The 16,657-nt window shown below is 68.4% G+C and carries 15 protein-coding genes and 1 pseudogene; 9 read left to right on the top strand and 7 right to left on the bottom strand.

The window, feature by feature from the left end:
- Nucleotides 1-42: 42 nt before the first annotated feature.
- The gene (locus DDQ41_RS15705) at nt 43-762 is read right to left on the bottom strand and encodes a PadR family transcriptional regulator (protein ID WP_109295053.1); all 720 of its coding nucleotides are present in this window, start codon (nt 760-762) and stop codon (nt 43-45) included.
- Between the two features lie 360 nt (nt 763-1,122).
- On the opposite strand from DDQ41_RS15705, the gene DDQ41_RS15700 reads away from it, so the two are divergent.
- Nucleotides 1,123-3,867, top strand: coding sequence for a transglycosylase domain-containing protein (locus DDQ41_RS15700; RefSeq protein WP_109295052.1), 2,745 nt, complete (start codon nt 1,123-1,125; stop codon nt 3,865-3,867).
- A 152-nt stretch (nt 3,868-4,019) separates the two neighbouring features.
- On the top strand, nt 4,020-5,513 hold the full coding sequence (locus DDQ41_RS15695) for a glycosyltransferase family 87 protein (RefSeq protein ID WP_109295051.1): 1,494 nt from the start codon (nt 4,020-4,022) through the stop codon (nt 5,511-5,513).
- A gap of 78 nt (nt 5,514-5,591) precedes the next feature.
- Here the strand turns inward: DDQ41_RS15695 and DDQ41_RS15690 are convergent, their stop codons facing one another.
- The 3 genes from DDQ41_RS15690 to DDQ41_RS15680 all read right to left on the bottom strand — a co-directional run bounded on the left by DDQ41_RS15690 (nt 5,592) and on the right by DDQ41_RS15680 (nt 8,254).
- The gene (locus tag DDQ41_RS15690) at nt 5,592-6,623 is read right to left on the bottom strand and encodes an alanine racemase (protein WP_109295050.1); all 1,032 of its coding nucleotides are present in this window, start codon (nt 6,621-6,623) and stop codon (nt 5,592-5,594) included.
- An 89-nt stretch (nt 6,624-6,712) separates the two neighbouring features.
- On the bottom strand, nt 6,713-7,831 hold the full coding sequence (locus DDQ41_RS15685) for a lipid II:glycine glycyltransferase FemX (RefSeq protein WP_109295049.1): 1,119 nt from the start codon (nt 7,829-7,831) through the stop codon (nt 6,713-6,715).
- Between the two features lie 108 nt (nt 7,832-7,939).
- The gene (locus DDQ41_RS15680; protein ID WP_109295048.1) at nt 7,940-8,254 is read right to left on the bottom strand and encodes a hypothetical protein; all 315 of its coding nucleotides are present in this window, start codon (nt 8,252-8,254) and stop codon (nt 7,940-7,942) included.
- Between the two features lie 296 nt (nt 8,255-8,550).
- On the opposite strand from DDQ41_RS15680, the gene rpsF reads away from it, so the two are divergent.
- From rpsF to rplI, 4 genes are all read left to right on the top strand, one after another.
- Nucleotides 8,551-8,841 (top strand): 30S ribosomal protein S6, encoded by a 291-nt coding sequence (gene rpsF, locus DDQ41_RS15675; protein WP_027734081.1) that lies wholly within the window; start codon nt 8,551-8,553, stop codon nt 8,839-8,841.
- 73 nt (nt 8,842-8,914) lie between these two features.
- Complete coding sequence (locus tag DDQ41_RS15670) at nt 8,915-9,502, top strand: single-stranded DNA-binding protein (protein ID WP_109295047.1); 588 nt, start codon at nt 8,915-8,917, stop codon at nt 9,500-9,502.
- A gap of 57 nt (nt 9,503-9,559) precedes the next feature.
- Nucleotides 9,560-9,796, top strand: coding sequence for a 30S ribosomal protein S18 (gene rpsR / locus DDQ41_RS15665; protein ID WP_003949403.1), 237 nt, complete (start codon nt 9,560-9,562; stop codon nt 9,794-9,796).
- Nucleotides 9,797-9,814: 18 nt separating this feature from the next.
- On the top strand, nt 9,815-10,261 hold the full coding sequence (gene rplI, locus DDQ41_RS15660) for a 50S ribosomal protein L9 (protein WP_109295046.1): 447 nt from the start codon (nt 9,815-9,817) through the stop codon (nt 10,259-10,261).
- 172 nt (nt 10,262-10,433) lie between these two features.
- Here rplI and DDQ41_RS15655 read toward each other — a convergent pair whose 3' ends face one another.
- Nucleotides 10,434-11,771: an MATE family efflux transporter gene (locus DDQ41_RS15655; protein ID WP_109295045.1), complete on the bottom strand. Its 1,338-nt coding sequence runs from the start codon at nt 11,769-11,771 to the stop codon at nt 10,434-10,436.
- Between the two features lie 424 nt (nt 11,772-12,195).
- Here DDQ41_RS15655 and dnaB point away from each other — a divergent pair, with 424 nt between their 5' ends.
- Nucleotides 12,196-13,680 carry a replicative DNA helicase gene (gene dnaB, locus DDQ41_RS15650; protein WP_109295044.1) on the top strand — a complete coding sequence of 495 codons (1,485 nt, stop codon included), beginning with the start codon at nt 12,196-12,198 and terminating at the stop codon, nt 13,678-13,680.
- Between the two features lie 275 nt (nt 13,681-13,955).
- A pseudogene (locus DDQ41_RS33230) lies at nt 13,956-14,111 on the top strand (DUF7586 domain-containing protein); the annotation flags it as partial.
- Nucleotides 14,112-14,239: 128 nt separating this feature from the next.
- On the opposite strand, the gene DDQ41_RS15640 reads toward DDQ41_RS33230, so the two are convergent.
- Nucleotides 14,240-14,692, bottom strand: coding sequence for a GNAT family N-acetyltransferase (locus tag DDQ41_RS15640; RefSeq protein WP_109295043.1), 453 nt, complete (start codon nt 14,690-14,692; stop codon nt 14,240-14,242).
- Between the two features lie 46 nt (nt 14,693-14,738).
- Nucleotides 14,739-15,230 carry a MarR family winged helix-turn-helix transcriptional regulator gene (locus tag DDQ41_RS15635; protein ID WP_109295042.1) on the bottom strand — a complete coding sequence of 164 codons (492 nt, stop codon included), beginning with the start codon at nt 15,228-15,230 and terminating at the stop codon, nt 14,739-14,741.
- Nucleotides 15,231-15,403: 173 nt separating this feature from the next.
- Here DDQ41_RS15635 and DDQ41_RS15630 point away from each other — a divergent pair, with 173 nt between their 5' ends.
- Complete coding sequence (locus DDQ41_RS15630) at nt 15,404-16,624, top strand: MFS transporter (protein WP_109295041.1); 1,221 nt, start codon at nt 15,404-15,406, stop codon at nt 16,622-16,624.
- Nucleotides 16,625-16,657: the final 33 nt, after the last annotated feature.

The raw sequence follows: 16,657 nt of genomic DNA, 5'->3' as shown, positions 1-16,657 counted from the left end.
CCCTGTGTGTTCTCGTGCGAGACCCTGCTTCGGAGCGGGGTCTCAGTTGGTGGTGTCTTCGGACGGATCCGGCGGGTCGGGGTACCGCGCAGCGGCGCCTCCGAGGGACGCTCCGTCCCCGCGCCGTGGCGGGCCGCCCGACCTGCCGGATGTGTTGTCCTGCCGAGCGGCTTCCCCGGTGGCCATGGACCGTCGCTGGTCCCGCCCGGCCCGCTCGCTCTCGATGAGTTCGTTCAGCCAGCGGACCTCGCGCTCGACGGATTCCATGCCGTGCCGTTGAAGCTCCAGCGTGTAGTCGTCTAGGCGCTCGCGTGTGCGGGCGAGGGAGGCGCGCATCTTCTCCAGACGCTCCTCGAGCCGGCTGCGTCGGCCCTCCAGCACCCGCATTCGCACCTCGCGCTCCGTCTGGCCGAAGAAGGCGAAGCGGGCCGCGAAGTGCTCGTCCTCCCAGCTGTCGGGGCCGGTATGGGAGAGCAGCTCCTCGAAGTGCTCCTTGCCTTCCGCCGTCAACCGGTAGACGATCTTGGCCCGGCGCCCCGCGAGAGAGGCGGCGAGAGCGTCCTCGGGAGCGCTGCCCGGCTCCTCGATCAGCCAGCCGCTGGCGACCAGCGTCTTGAGGCAGGGGTAGAGGGTCCCGTAACTGAAGGCCCGGAAGATGCCCAACGAGGTGTTGAGCCGTTTGCGCAGCTCGTACCCGTGCATGGGGGCCTCACGGAGCAGACCGAGGACAGCGAATTCGAGAATGCCGGAACGCCGGCTCATCGATCGCCTCCTCTGTCTTCCGGGATGCTTATCTCGTGCTGATGTATCGACTCGATACATCTAGACGATAGAGCGGCGATTCTGCTGCGACAAGCGAGACGTATGTGACCGGCGTCACATCGTCAATTCATGTCGGGCAACTTGCCTTATTCAAGGCGAAACATTCCTCTGGGGGCTTTTGTTCGTGCGTAGTCTGTGCGCCATGCAGACCACCGGGAACCGTGTGACATCAGGGGGCGTCCTGGCCCTGGATGCGTTGCGGATGAGCCCTCTGCCGGGCTGGTCCGTACTGATGTCGGGGGGACCGGATCTCAACTGCCGCTTCCAGGCGTTCGCGCCTGCTCGAGGAGTAGTCGTTCGATGAGCGAGCACCGTCGCAAGCCGCCGCAGCCCGAGGGCGGCGGACGTGCCGCGGCCCGGCGCGGCGCCCAGCAGGCTCCGACTGGCCGCCGCCCCGCCCGGGGCGCAAGCACCAGCTCTCCCTCCGCCGCGCACGGAGAAGAGCGACCCTACGAAGGCCGGGCCGCTGCCCGCCGCGCCGCGCAGCGAGCCGGGGGCGGCCGCAGAAGGGCCTCCGAGACCGGCGGTGCCGGGATCGGGGGCCACGGTGGCGGCCGGCGTGGCACCGGTGGTCCGGGCGGACCGGACCCCGGCCGGAAGCGGCTGGTCGACTACCCGCGTCACGACAGGTACGGCTGGCGCCGCTGGGTGCCGTCGTGGAAGCTCGTGGCCGGTCTCTGCCTCGCCTTCCTCGGCAGCCTGATGACGGCCGGCACCATCGCGTACGCGGTGGTGGAGGTCCCGGACCAGAACAAGGCGGCCGCGGCGCAGAACAACGTCTACTACTACGCCGACGGGTCGCAACTGGCCGCCACCGGTGGTGAGGTCAACCGTCAGATCGTCTCGATCGACAACATCCCCACCCATATGCAGAACGCGGTGATCTCGGCCGAGAACAAGACGTTCCAGACCGACAAGGGCATCGACCCGGCGGGCATCGCGCGAGCCGTGGTCAACATGGCCAAGGGCGGCCAGACCCAGGGCGGCTCGACCATCACACAGCAGTTCGTGAAGAACGCCATGCTCGGAGACCAGTCGCAGACCCTGAACCGCAAGGTCAAGGAACTCTTCATCTCCATGAAGGTCGGCACCGAGCTGCAGAAGCCGAAGATCATGGAGGGCTACCTCAACACGTCGTACTACGGGCGCGGCGCCTACGGCATCCAGGCCGCCGCCCGTACCTACTACGGCGTGAACGCCAAGGAGCTCACCGCGAGCCAGTGCGCCTTCCTCGCCTCGCTCCTCAAGGGCGCGACGTACTACGACCCGGCCGGTGCGACGGAGATCGACTCCAGGGCCACCCCGAAGGCCAACACCGAGCGCGCCACGAAGCGCTGGATGTGGATCCTGGGCGAGATGCGCAAGGACGGGCACCTCACCGCCGAGGAGCACTCGAAGGCCGTCGAGCAGTTCCCGATGCCCGACAAGCCGAAGAAGAACGCGCAGCTCAGCGGACAGACCGGATACCTGGTCGACCTTGCCAAGGCCTACTTCATCAACAACAACGACCGGGGCATCACCGCCGAGCATCTCGCCAAGGGCGGCTACGAGATCCACACGACCTTCGACAAGAAGAAGGTCGAGAAGCTGACCAAGGCCGTCGAGGACGTCCGCGACAAGCACATCGACGCGGAGAAGCGCCCCGAGACGGACACCCACGTCCAGTTCGGCGGCGCCTCGGTGAATCCCAAGACCGGAGCGATCGTCGCCATCTACGGCGGCGAGGACGCGACGAAGCACTTCACCAACAACGCCGACAAGACCGGTGCCCAGGTCGGCTCGACCTTCAAGCCGTTCGTGCTCGCCGCGGCGATGCGGGACGGCGTGCGCGACCCGAACTCCGGGCCCGTCCAGGGCCCGGAGGAGCGCAGGATCGTCGACCCGGACCAGAGCCGCTACAACGGCCTCAACAAGCTCAAGATCAAGAAGTACGACGGCAGCGTCTGGCGGAACGAGAAGGGCGAGGAGTGGCTCCAGCGCAACGACGGTGACGAGTCCTACCGGAACATCAGCCTGCGCGAAGCGATGATCCATTCCGCCAACTCGCCCTTCGTCCAGCTGGGCATGGACGTCGGTGTCGACAAGGTGCGCCAGGCGGCGCTGGACGCCGGTCTGCGCGAGGACTCGCTGATCGAGGCCGACGTGCCGTCCTTCTCGATCGGCATCTCCGACCCCAGCGCGATCCGGATGGCCGGCGCCTACGCCACCTTCGCCGCCAACGGGGAGCAGCGGGAGCCGTACTCGGTGACGAAGGTGGAGCACGCGGGCCAGGCGATCTTCGAGCACGAGGACAGGTCGGAGCGGAAGTTCTCCTCGGCGGTGTCCAGCAACATCACCGACGTGCTGAGGGACGTCGTCGAGGACCCCGAGGGCACGGGCCGCAACGCACGCCTCCCGGGCCGGGACGTCGCCGGCAAGACCGGTACCACGGACGGCAACAAGTCGGCGTGGTTCGTCGGCTACACGCCCCAGCTGGCGACCGCCATCGACATGTACCGGATGGACGACAACGCGGAGAACAAGAACCGGAAGTTCCTGGAGATGTTCGGAACGGGCGGTCAGCAGAAGATCCACGGTTCGTCGTTCCCGTCCGAGATCTGGCACGACTACATGGAGCAGGCGCTCAAGGGCGCCGAGGTCGAGCGCTTCTCCGAGCCCGAGCCGCTCGGGGCCGAAGCCGTGTACGGCGGCGGTCTCAACAGCCCCGAGCCGACGCCGTCGTCTCAGACGCCGTCGGAGACCCCCTCGGAGACGCCGTCGGAGACCCCCTCGGAGACGCCGTCGGAGACCCCGAAGCCCTCGGAGTCCTGCAACCGGTTCGACTGGACCTGCGACCCGACCGCCGGTCAGGACGGCGATCCGACCAACGGCGGGACCGACACGGGCGCCACGGACGGCGGGGCCACGGACGGCGGTGTGACCACCAGTCCGTCACCGCCGACAGGCGGCGGCAACGGCAGCGGCAACGGGGGCGCCAACGGGGGCGCCAACGGATCTCAGGGAAGCGGGAACGGCGGCGGCTGGCTGGGAGGATCGGAAGGCTGATCGCCGGTTCGCCGGCAGGCGTCCCGCGAGGGCCGCGGTACTCGGAGGTCGACTCCGGTGCCGCGGCCCTCGCCGTTGTCCACAGGCCGTTGTCCACAGGCCGTTGTCCACAGGCCGTACGCGGGCACGGCCCGGTACGGCAGGATGGCTCCATGCCGAGCCCGGAGAAGACGATGCCTCAGCACGACGAGCCGCAGGTCAGTCCCACGCGGAGGGACGAGATCGCGGCCGCCGGCAGTGAGCTGATCGGGGGCCCCGTCGGCCGCTGGGCACGGGTCGGCGGCAGCCGGCTCACACCCGTGAGAGTCGTCGCCCTGGTGGCGATCGGGATGTTCGCGCTCGGCATGGTGCAGAAGATCCCCTGCTACGACTGGGCGTGGTTCCGCGGCGCCAGCTCGCAGTACACGCACGCCTGCTACTCCGACATCCCTCATCTGTTCCTGGGACGCGGTTTCGCCGACGGCCTGGTGCCGTACTTCGACCGGCTGGACGGCGACATGGAGTACCTCGAGTACCCCGTGCTGACCGGATTGTTCATGCAGGTCGCCGCATGGCTCACACCGCACGGCGGCTCGGTCCAGCACCGCGAGCAGATCTACTGGATGGTCAACGCGGGCATGCTGATGATCTGTGCCGCGATCATCGCCGTATGTGTCGCGCGGACCCATAGACGCAGGCCGTGGGACGGGCTGCTGGTGGCCCTCGCGCCCGCGTTCGCCCTCACCGCCACCATCAACTGGGACCTGCTGGCGGTCGCCCTCACAGCGGCGGCGATGCTCATGTGGTCACGCGGGCGCGCTCTGGCCTTCGGCATCCTCGTCGGGCTCGCCACGGCGGCCAAGCTCTACCCGCTGCTCCTGCTGGGCCCCCTGCTGGTGCTGTGCTGGCGGGCCGGCAGGTACCGGGAGTACGGGACGGCCGTCCTGGGCGCGGCGGGGGCCTGGCTGGCGGTGAATCTGCCGGTGATGCTGCTCGCGCCCGAGGGGTGGAAGAGGTTCTACACGTTCAGTCAGGAGCGGCAGGTCGACTTCGGGTCCTTCTGGCTGATCATCACACAGCGCACGGGCGAGTCGATCGAGGTCGGCACGGTCAACACCTATGCGACGGCGCTGATGCTGCTGGCCTGCGCCGGCATCGCGGGGCTGGCCCTCACCGCCCCGCGCAGACCGCGGTTCGCGCAGCTGGCCTTCCTCGTCGTGGCGGCGTTCGTCCTCACCAACAAGGTCTACTCGCCGCAGTACGTGCTGTGGCTGATCCCCCTCGCGGTGCTCGCCAGACCGCGCTGGCGGGACTTCCTGATCTGGCAGGCCTGCGAGGTCGTGTACTTCCTGGGCATCTGGATGTACCTCGCCTACACGACGAGCGGGGACAAGCACCAGGGCCTTCCACCGGAGGGCTACCAGCTTGCGATCGCCGTCCACCTGCTGGGGACGCTCTACCTGTGCGCGGTGGTCGTGCGGGACGCCCTCATGCCCGAGCGGGACGTGGTACGGCGGGACGGCTCGGACGACCCGTCCGGTGGAGTACTGGACAGGGCACCGGACGTCTTCGTCCTCGCTGGGGCGGCCCACCCCCCGAGGCCTGGGGCCCATTCCGTGCAGGGCTCGCGGGTGGAGTGGGGGACGACCGGCCCGGCGGCCGGCTGACCGGGCCCCGAGCACCGGCTTCCGCTCCCTGCGGCCACCCGTGTCCCGGGGCACGCCCGACACGCGGCACCGGCTGAGTCAGCGGTCGACCAGTCGGTCGAACTGGGTGGTCGTATGGCGCAGGTGCGCGACCAGTTCGTCCCCGACCCTCGGCTCATGGCAGTCGGCGGGGACGAAGAGGATCGAGACCTGCATATGCGGGGGCTCCGCGAACCACCGCTGCTTGCCCGCCCAGACGAACGGCGACAGGTTGCGGTTGACGGTCGCCAGCCCGGCCCGGGCGACCCCCTTGGCCCGCGGCATGACGCCGTGGAGTGCCTTGGGGGCCTCCAGACCCACACCGTGCGAGGTACCGCCCGCGACGACGACCAGCCAGCCGTCCGAGGCCGCCTTCTGCTGGCGGTATCCGAAGCGGTCGCCTCTGGCGACGCGGGTCACGTCGAGGACGGCTCCCCGGTACTCGGTCGCGTCATGGTCGCCGAGCCAGAGCCGCGTGCCGATCCGGGCCCGGAACCGGGTCTGCGGGAACTGCTGCTGGAGCCGGGTGAGTTCGTCGGATCTCAGATGGCTCACGAACATGGTGTGCAGCGGCAGCCGCGCGGTCCGCAGCCGGTCCATCCAGCCGATGACCTCCTCCACCGCGTCGGACCCGTCGGTTCGGTCCAGGGGCAGATGGAGGGCGAAGCCCTCCAGCCGCACGTCCTCGATCGCGGAATGCAGCTGGTGGAGGTCGTGGTCCGAGACGCCGTGCCGCCTCATCGAGCTCATGCACTCGATGACGACGCGCGCCCCGACCAGGGCATGCACCCCGTCCACCGACGAGACCGAGCGGATGACCCGGTCGGGCAGCGGCACCGGCTCCTCACCGCGGCGGAAGGGGGTGAGCACGAGGAGGTCGCCGCTGAACCAGTCCTTGATCCGAGCCGCCTCGTAGGTGGTTCCCACCGCGAGCATGTCCGCGCCGAAGCGGGTCACCTCCTCGGAGAGACGCTCGTGGCCGAACCCGTAGCCGTTGCCCTTGCAGACCGGGACGAGACCCGGGAACTGGTCGCTTACGGACTTCTGGTGCGCCCGCCAGCGTGTGGTGTCGACATAGAGGGAGAGCGCCATGGCCGGGTCCGGAACCTTTCTGGTGGCGGCAGTGTGTCGGAGCTGCGAAGAGGGATTTGAAGAGAGGTCGCAGACAGGCTACGGAACGATCAGCGGCGCGACATGTAGATGTCGAGAGCCTTGTGCAGCATCTTGTTGAGCGGGAAGTCCCACTCGCCGATGTACTCGACCGCTTCTCCGCCGGTTCCGACCTTGAACTGGATCAGCCCGAAGAGGTGGTCGGTCTCGTCGAGCGAGTCGCTGATGCCGCGCAGGTCGTAGACGGTGGCGCCCATGGCGTAGGCGTCCCGGAGCATCCGCCACTGCATCGCGTTGGAGGGCCGGACCTCGCGGCCGATGTTGTCGGAGGCCCCGTACGAGTACCAGACGTGGCCGCCGACGACGAGCATCGTGGCCGCCGAGAGGTTCACCCCGTTGTGCCGGGCGAAGTAGAGACGCATGCGGTTGGGGTCCTCCGAGTTCAGGACCGTCCACATGCGCTGGAAGTACGAGAGCGGGCGGGGCCGGAAGCGGTCGCGCTCGGCAGTGATCTCGTAGAGCCGCTGCCACTCGGCCAGGTCCTCGTATCCGCCCTGGACGACCTCGACGCCGGCCTTCTCGGCCTTCTTGATGTTGCGCCGCCACAGCTGGTTGAAGCCCTTGAGCACGTCGTCGAGCGACCGGTTGGCCAGGGGCACCTGGTAGACGTACCGCGGCTGCACATCGCCGAAGCCGGCACCGCCGTCCTCGCCCTGCTGCCAGCCCATCTTGCGAAGCCGGTCCGCGACCTCGAACGCGCGCGCCTCGATGTGCGTAGCCTCCACGTCCCGCAGGCGCTTCACGTCCGGGTCCTGAATGCCCGTCTTGATCGCCGGCGCGTCCCAGCGGCGGATCACCACGGGCGGGCCCATTTTCACGGAGAAGGCGCCCTGGCTCTTGAGGTGTGCCAGCATCGGTCGGAGCCATTCGTCCAGGTTGGGGGCGTACCAGTTGATCACCGGGCCCTCGGGCAGATAGGCCAGATAGCGCTTGATCTTGGGGAGCTGGCGGTACAGCACCAGACCGGCGCCGACGAGCTGGTCGTTCTTGTCGAACCAGCCGAGGTTCTCGGAGCGCCATTCGGTCTTCACGTCCGCCCACGCCGGGACCTGGCAGTGACTCGCCGAAGGCAGGCTCTGGACGTACGCCAGATGCTGCTCTCGGCTGATGGTCCTCAGGGTCAGGCTCATGCGGGGCGCTCCTCGGCTGGTGTGTCCCCATGGGTCAGGGGCTCCGGCTCTCGCGCCGAAGCCTACTGGGCCCGGGAAGCGCCCCGCGTGGCTGCGGGGGGACGAGTGTCAGTAGCCGATCAGGCCGCCGAAGAGACCGCCTTGCGCCATTCCGAGGAAGAAGCCGATCGCGGCGGCGCCCAGGCCGATGACCAGGAGGAAGCGTTCCCGGGTGGTGGCCGAGATGAACTGGCCGTATGCGCCCGTGAGGATTCCGATGAGTCCGGTCCAAGAGCTGAGCAGATGCAGGTGGTGGAACTGCGCCGCGACGAACGCCACCGCACCCAGGACCAGGGTGACGACCACCAGGGCGTCCTGGCGTGGATGGGGCTTGCCGTCCGTGGCGAGGAGAGAGCCGGTGGGGTTCGGTTGCGACTGGGCCATGAAGCACCTCCTGGCATTCCCGGTGGGCGGCGCACTGTGACGCCGCCCACACCCGATGCGTACAGGGTGCGGTGCGCGGACGCCGGATTTCAACCGGAAGCGGGTGTGCGGGTACTGTGTAGCGTCTGCACCGGTGTCTGCCCAGGCCAGCACTCGGTACCTCGCTCTCCAGACCGATTGCGGGGCCGGTTGTCAGTGCCGCCTGATTTACTGCGTAGGCATCGATGCTCAACGCATCACGACCCTCCTGCCACGGAACGACCGTGGCCGCTGAGTCCAAAGGAGGTGGGTTCCACATGCGTCACTACGAGGTGATGGTCATCCTCGACCCCGATCTCGAGGAGCGTGCTGTCTCCCCGCTGATCGAGAACTTCCTCTCTGTCGTCCGCGAGGGCAACGGAAAGGTCGAGAAGGTCGACACCTGGGGCCGTCGTCGTCTCGCTTACGAGATCAAGAAGAAGCCCGAGGGCATCTACTCGGTCATCGACCTGCAGGCCGAGCCTGCGGTCGTCAAGGAGCTCGACCGCCAGATGAGCCTGAACGAGTCGGTCCTCCGGACCAAGGTCCTCCGTCCCGAGACCCACTGAGCACCTGGCTCAGAGGGCATCGGGCCCGAGTAGCAGCAAGCAGCCAGAAGCAATCCCGCCGAGAGGTTCACCCATGGCAGGCGAGACCGTCATCACGGTCGTCGGCAATCTCGTCGACGACCCCGAGCTGCGCTTCACCCCGTCCGGTGCGGCGGTCGCGAAGTTCCGCGTCGCGTCCACTCCCCGCACCTTCGACCGTCAGACGAACGAGTGGAAGGACGGCGAGAGCCTGTTCCTCACCTGCTCGGTCTGGCGTCAGGCGGCGGAGAACGTCGCCGAGTCGCTCCAGCGAGGCATGCGCGTCGTCGTGCAGGGCCGGCTGAAGCAGCGGTCCTACGAGGACCGTGAGGGAGTCAAGCGCACGGTCTTCGAGCTGGACGTCGAGGAAGTCGGCCCCAGCCTCAAGAACGCCACGGCCAAGGTCACCAAGACCACCGGTCGCGGTGGCCAGGGCGGCTACGGCGGTGGCCAGCAGGGCGGCGGCTGGGGCGGCGGTCCCGGTGGTGGCCAGCAGCAGGGTGGCGGCGGGGCTCCCGCCGACGATCCCTGGGCCACCAGCGCGCCGGCCGGCGGTCAGCAGCAGGGCGGTGGCGGCTGGGGTGGCGGCTCCGGCTCCGGTTCCGGCTCTGGCGGCGGCTACTCGGACGAGCCTCCTTTCTAGGGGCAGGTCCCCCGGGGAGCTCGTACTCCCACTTCTTGATCACACAGGAGAAACACCATGGCGAAGCCGCCTGTGCGCAAGCCGAAGAAGAAGGTCTGCGCTTTCTGCAAGGACAAGGTCACGTACGTGGACTACAAGGACACGAACATGCTGCGGAAGTTCATTTCCGACCGCGGCAAGATCCGTGCCCGCCGCGTGACCGGCAACTGCACGCAGCACCAGCGTGACGTCGCCACGGCCGTCAAGAACAGCCGTGAGATGGCGCTGCTGCCCTACACGTCCACCGCGCGCTAAGGGAAGGGTGACCGAAGCATGAAGATCATCCTTACCCACGAGGTTTCCGGCCTCGGTGCTGCTGGCGACGTCGTCGACGTCAAGGACGGCTACGCTCGCAACTACCTGGTCCCGCGCGGGTTCGCGATCCGCTGGACCAAGGGTGGCGAGAAGGACGTCGCGCAGATCCGTCGCGCCCGCAAGATCCACGAGATCGCGACCATCGAGCAGGCCAACGAGATCAAGGCCCGGCTCGAGGGCGTGAAGGTGCGTCTGGCCGTTCGCTCCGGCGATGCCGGTCGCCTCTTCGGATCCGTCACTCCGGCCGACATCGCCTCGGCGATCAAGTCGGCTGGCGGCCCGGAGGTGGACAAGCGCCGCGTCGAGCTCGGTTCGCCGATCAAGACCCTGGGCTCGCACCAGGTGTCCGTGCGTCTGCACCCCGAGGTCGCCGCGAAACTCGGCGTCGAGGTCGTCGCCGGCTGAGCGACCGCCCAAAGCGCGGAATGAGAGGGCCGTACCCCCGGGTGGGACACCTGGTGGGTGCGGCCCTCTCGTCGTTCTCTGACGTGCTGGAACCGCGTCGGAGCACGTGTTCCCTCGTCGTTGTTCGGTGGCTGAGGGTACGCAGGGGATGTTTCACGTGAAACACCGCTCGTCAGCGGGTGGCCCCCGTCACGACCCAGCGGCCGGAGCGGGCCCGCAGCCACAGGGTCGCCATGCGAACCGCCATCATCAGGGTCATGGCCCACCAGAGCATGGTGAGGTCGCCGCCGAGAGGCGGCACCAGGAGGGCGACCGGAGTGAAGACCATCAGGGTGACGAGCATGGCGCCGGCCAGATAGGGGCCGTCGCCGGCGCCCATCAGCACACCGTCGAGGACGAACACCACGCCTGCGATGGGCTGGATGACCGCCACCAGCAGCAGGGCCGGCAGCAGAGCTTCCTTGACGGTGGGATCACTGGTGAAGAGGGGAATGAAGACCGGACGCGCCAGCACGATCAGCACTCCGAGTCCTACGCCCGAAGCGATCCCCCACTCGACCATGCGGCGGCACGCGGCACGTGCTCCCGCAGGGTCGCCGGCGCCGAGACAGCGCCCGATGATGGCCTGGCCGGCGATGGCGATCGCGTCCAGGGCAAACGCCGTGAGGCTCCAGAGGGAGAGGATGATCTGGTGCGCGGCGATGCTGGTATCACCGAGACGGGCGGCCACGGCGGTGGCGATCAGCAGCACGGCCCGCAGGGAGAGCGTACGGACCAGCAGCGGCATACCGGCCTGGGCGCTCGCCCGTATGCCTGCGGGGTCCGGTCGCAGGGAGGCATCGTGGCGACGGGCACCGCGAATGACCACCACGAGATAGGCGGTGGCCATTCCGGCCTGGGCGAAGACCGTGCCCCAGGCGGAGCCGGCGATGCCGAGCCCGGCTCCGTAGACCAGACCGAGGTTGAGGGCCCCGTTCGCTGCAAAGCCGCCGATCGCCACATAGAGGGGTGTACGGGTGTCCTGGAGGCCGCGGAGTACGCCGGTGGCGGCCATGACCACGAGCATGGCAGGGATACCGAGGCTCGAGATGCGCAGATAGGTGATGGCGTGCGGGGCCGCGGTGCCGGATGCTCCGAAGACTTCCACCAGCCAAGGTGCGGCGGGGAACATGAAGGCGACGACAGCGATGCCGAGCAACAGGGCCAGCCATATCCCGTCCATGCCCTGGCGGATCGCGGAACTCAGATCCCCGGCGCCGACTCGCCGCGCGACCGCGGCGGTCGTGGCGTAGGCGAGGAAGACGAAGACGCTGACCGCAGTCATCAGCAGTGCCGCAGCGACTCCCAGCCCGGCGAGTTGCGGGGTGCCGAGGTGCCCGACGATCGCACTGTCGACCATCACGAACAGCGGCTCTGCGACGAGTGCGCCGAAGGCGGGGACGGCGAGTGCGATGATCTCGCGGTCATGTCGTCGGCGGCTGGATCTGGACGCCGCAGGGGCCTGTGTCATGGGCATCAATCTAATCTTCCACAGGTAAGAGATGCAAACGGCTAATGATCCTTACCGAATGGTGGGATGGGGCTTCTGCTGTGCGCCGTTTGTTGTGATCTTGGTCCGGCTGGGGAAGTTTTTCTCCCCCACAGCCAGTGGATGGAAAAGATGCAGGTCAAAGTGCATGTGGTTCGCGGTCTATGACTTTGTCCACAGTGCTGTCCCCCGCTCCGTGCACAGGTTCTGGGGGGTTCTCCACAGCATCGGCTCGGTCGTCCACATGGCCTGTGGATAACCAGATTGGCTGACGGTGCCCACAGCCCTACGGTGGACCGGCGCCCGATGTGCCGTGAAGCGGAATCGGGCCGCTCGTGTTGTCAGTGCCGTGTCCTAAAAAGAGTGCCACGCAGAGGTCCGCGGAGCGGACGGGAGGAGGCGGCCGGTGACTGTCCCCGAGCCCCTGGACGAACCCTGGACCGACATCGGTCCGGGTGACCGTCTGCCCGTCTCCCGCCCCCGCCGAGGAGAGGGCCGGGGGCGCGGCCGCGAGGAGCAGCACGAGCGCGGAAGGGAGAGCGTCGCCTGGGACGACGGCTCCCCGGGATTCGAGCGAGTTCCCCCACAGGACCTCGACGCCGAGCAGTCCGTCCTCGGCGGCATGCTGCTCTCCAAGGACGCCATCGCCGACGTCGTCGAGATCATCAAGGGCCATGACTTCTATCGGCCCGCGCACGAGACCGTCTATCAGGCGATCCTCGACCTCTACGCCAAGGGCGAACCCGCCGACCCCATCACCGTCGCCGCCGAGCTGACCAAACGGGGAGAGATCACCCGTGTCGGCGGCGCCTCCTATCTGCACACGCTCGTCCAGTCGGTCCCGACGGCCGCGAACGCCTCGTACTACGCGGAGATCGTGCACGAGCGCGCCGTGCTGCGGCGCCTGGTCGAGGCGGGCACGCGTATCACGCAGATGGGATATGCGGCCGACGGCGACGTCGACGAGATCGTGAACTCGGCGCAGGCCGAGATCTACGCGGTCACCGAGCAGCGCACCAGCGAGGACTATCTCCCGCTCGGCGAGATCATGGAGGGGGCGCTTGACGAGATCGAGGCGATCGGCTCCCGCAGCGGCGAGATGACCGGAGTCCCGACCGGCTTCACCGACTTCGACTCGCTCACCAACGGTCTGCACCCCGGCCAGATGATCGTCATCGCCGCTCGCCCCGCCATGGGCAAGTCGACGCTGGCACTCGACTTCGCGAGAGCGGCATCGATCAAGAACAATCTGCCCAGCGTGATCTTCTCCCTCGAGATGGGGCGCAACGAGATCGCGATGCGTCTGCTGTCCGCGGAGGCACGCGTCGCCCTCCACCACATGCGCTCCGGCACGATGACCGACGAGGACTGGACCCGCCTCGCCCGCCGGATGCCCGATGTCTCCCAGGCGCCCCTCTACATCGACGACTCCCCGAACCTGTCGATGATGGAGATCCGTGCGAAGTGCCGGAGGCTCAAGCAGCGCAACGACCTGAAGCTCGTCGTCATCGACTATCTGCAGCTGATGCAGTCCGGTGGCTCCAAGCGGGCCGAGAGCCGTCAGCAGGAGGTCTCGGACATGTCCCGCAACCTCAAGCTGCTCGCCAAGGAGCTGGAGGTCCCGGTGATCGCACTCTCGCAGCTCAACCGTGGTCCCGAGCAGCGCACGGACAAGAAGCCGATGGTCTCGGACCTGCGGGAGTCCGGCTCCATCGAGCAGGACGCCGACATGGTGATCCTGCTGCACCGCGAGGACGCCTACGAGAAGGAGTCGCCGCGCGCGGGCGAGGCGGATCTGATCGTGGCCAAGCACCGAAACGGACCGACGGCCACCATCACGGTCGCGTTCCAGGGCCACTACTCGCGGTTTGTGGACATGGCACAGACCTGAGCCTCCGTTCGGCGGCGGGGTGCCGTCGACCCCGGCCCGGAAGCCGGATGGAGCTGGTCCATGACCCCACCTCGTGAAGCGCTGCCGCTCAGCACACTGAACGGGCCCTGCTGCACCGCGTTGCCGTTGGCCAGTCCGAGGAGGGTGTGGCCGCGGTGGTGCTCGCCAACGCGACGTCAGGGTCGCTTCCGGCCGTCGTGGCGGCCGGATCTCGTCCGTATCGCTGAAGCTCGTCACGGACCGGGCGTCCGAGCTGCTGCACTCGCTGTCGGGCCACGGGCCGGGGTACACGGTTCCAGGCTTGCCCCGGTGGTGCATGGAGCGGGCTGGACTGCTACGTCGCGGGTGAGACCCTGCACGCGGTGCACAGTCCGGAGGGGCGGTTGGCCCATCTCGACCCGGGCTTCCTCGTCTTCACCCGTGAGCCGTGAGGTCCGGCCGGCGAGGTACCCGCTGGTGTGGACGAACGAGGATGCCGCGCTCTGCCCCGGTGACCCCGGTGGCGGGTGCTGCCGGTGGTGTGTACGAGGGCAGGCGGGGGGCGCGGCCTGCGTGGGCGTCAGAGAACGCGCTTGAAGCCCACGTGTGACGCCTCGAAGCCCAGTTTCTCGTAGAAGTGATGGGCGTCGGTGCGGGAGGCGTCGGATGCCAGCTGGACGAGCAGGCAGCCGTGTCGGCGTGATTCCCCGACGGCCCATTCGACGAGCCGGGTGCCGAGCCCGCTGCCACGCTCGTCTGCACGGATCCGCACCGCCTCGATGATCGAGCGGGTGGCGCCGCGGCGGGACAGTCCGGGAACGATGGTGAGTTGCAGGGTGCCGACGGTCCGGCCGTCCCGCTCGGCGACCATGAGGTGCTGGTGCGGGTCATCTGCGATCCGTGTGAACGCGGCCAGATAGGGAGTCGGGTCGTCGAGTGATTCGCGCTGCGCGCCCAGCGGATCGTCGGCGAGCATCGCCATGATCGCGGGGACGTCGGAGCGGGTGGCGGGCCGTATCAGCAGATCGCTCATGATCGGCAGCCTATGCGTCCCGAACGGTGCAGCGGTGGTCGAGTTCTCACGCGGAGACGCCGGCTGGAGCGGGAACCCGGGACGCGGGGGCCTTCAGCTGTTCGACCGCCCGGACCAGCGGAGCCAGGTCGGGGTTCCGGGCCGCGTCGTCGAGCGCCTCGCGCAGCGCACGGTCGTTCGTCGGACGGGCCGAGGCAAGCAGCGCCAGGCCGGCCTCGGTGACATCGGTGTAGATCCCGCGGCGGTCGGTGTCGCACAGATGGCGGCTGAGCAGCCCCCGGTCCTCGAGCCGGGTGACGAGGCGGGTGGCGGCGCTCTGGCTGAGCACGACGGCGTCGGCGACCTGCTTCATCTGGAGGTGGCCGCCCGGCCCGCTGTGCTGACGGCTGAGCACGTTCAGCAGCGAGTACTCCCGGACGCTCAGATCGTGATGCTTCTGGAGGGTCCGCTCGACATGGCCCTCGATCCTGCCGTGCAGCAGTGAGAGCGCGCACCAGCTCTGGGCGAGCGCGGTGAGTGCCGGGTCCGTCGCTGTCATCGGTCCGTCCTCCGTCCAGGAGCGTCTGTGCGGTCGGTGCCCTCGGCCTGCGGAGCGGCCGGACTCCCAGGATAGACGACCAACGCAATAGTCCGCGCTTGCAATTAATTGTTTCTGCAATTATTGTCTACGCCTGTTAGGCGCAAGTGCAATCTTTCAGAAGGCAGAACCCCATGCCGCTCGCCCTCCTCGCCCTCGCCATCGGGGCATTCGGTATCGGAACGACCGAGTTCGTGATCATGGGCTTGCTGCCCGAGGTCGCGAACGACTTCCGGGTGTCGATCCCCACCGCCGGCTTCCTTGTGACCGGGTACGCCCTCGGGGTGGTCCTGGGTGCACCGGTGATGACCGTCATCGGTACCAAGGTGCCCCGCAAGCGGATGCTGATGGTGCTGATGGGCTTCTTCATCGTGGGCAATGTGCTCTCCGCCCTCGCCCCCGTCTTCGGTGTCATGCTGGCGGGCCGTGTGGTGGCCTCGCTCGCCCAGGGGGCCTTCTTCGGCATCGGCTCGGTCATCGCGGCAGACCTGGTGGCCCCGGGCAGGAAGGCCGGTGCGATCGCGATGATGTTCACCGGTCTGACCGTCGCCAATGTCGTCGGGGTTCCGCTGGGCACCTTCATCGGGCAGAGCATCGGCTGGAGGGCCACGTTCCTGGCCGTCGCGGGGCTCGGTGTGCTGGGGCTCGCCGGCATCGCCGTGCTGGTCCCGGAGCAGCCCCGGCCCGAGGGTGTGAGGCTGCGCCACGAGGTCGCCGCCTTCGGCAATGTCCAGGTGCTGCTGGCCATGGCGATGACCGTGCTCGGCTTCGGCGGCGTGTTCGCCTCCATCACCTACATCACGCCGATGATGACCGAGGTCGCCGGCTTCGCCGACGCTTCCGTGACCTGGCTGCTGGTGCTCTTCGGTCTGGGCATGGTCGGCGGGAACCTGATCGGCGGGAAGTACGCCGACCGGGCGCTGATGCCCCTTCTCCACGTCTCGCTCGGAGCCCTCTCCCTGATGCTGGCGCTGTTCACCTTCACCGCCCACAACAAGCTCGCGGCAGCCGTCACGATCGTGCTCGTCGGCGGGCTGGGGTCCGCCACCGTGCCACCGCTCCAGAAGCGGGTACTCGACGAGGCGTCGGGCGCGCCCACACTGGCCTCGGCCGTGAACATCGGCGCCTTCAACCTCGGCAACGCCCTCGCCGCCTGGCTCGGCGGAATCGTCATCGCGGCCGGCCTCGGCTTCACCGCCCCGAACTGGGTGGGTGCGCTGCTCGCGGGTTCCGCGCTGGTGCTGGCGGTGCTCTCCCGTGCGCTTGAGCGCCGCAGTGTCGTCCGCCGGGACAGCCGGGTGGTCGCGGGTTCTGCCACCTCGGGGCCTGCCCCGGTCGTCGCGGTCCGTCAGTGACGTCACCGGCGAGGCATGCCCGGGAAGGACCGC

The sequence above is a fragment of the Streptomyces spongiicola genome, assembly GCF_003122365.1.
Taxonomy (GTDB): domain Bacteria; phylum Actinomycetota; class Actinomycetes; order Streptomycetales; family Streptomycetaceae; genus Streptomyces; species Streptomyces spongiicola.
This window is presented reverse-complemented; position numbering and strand designations above follow the sequence as displayed.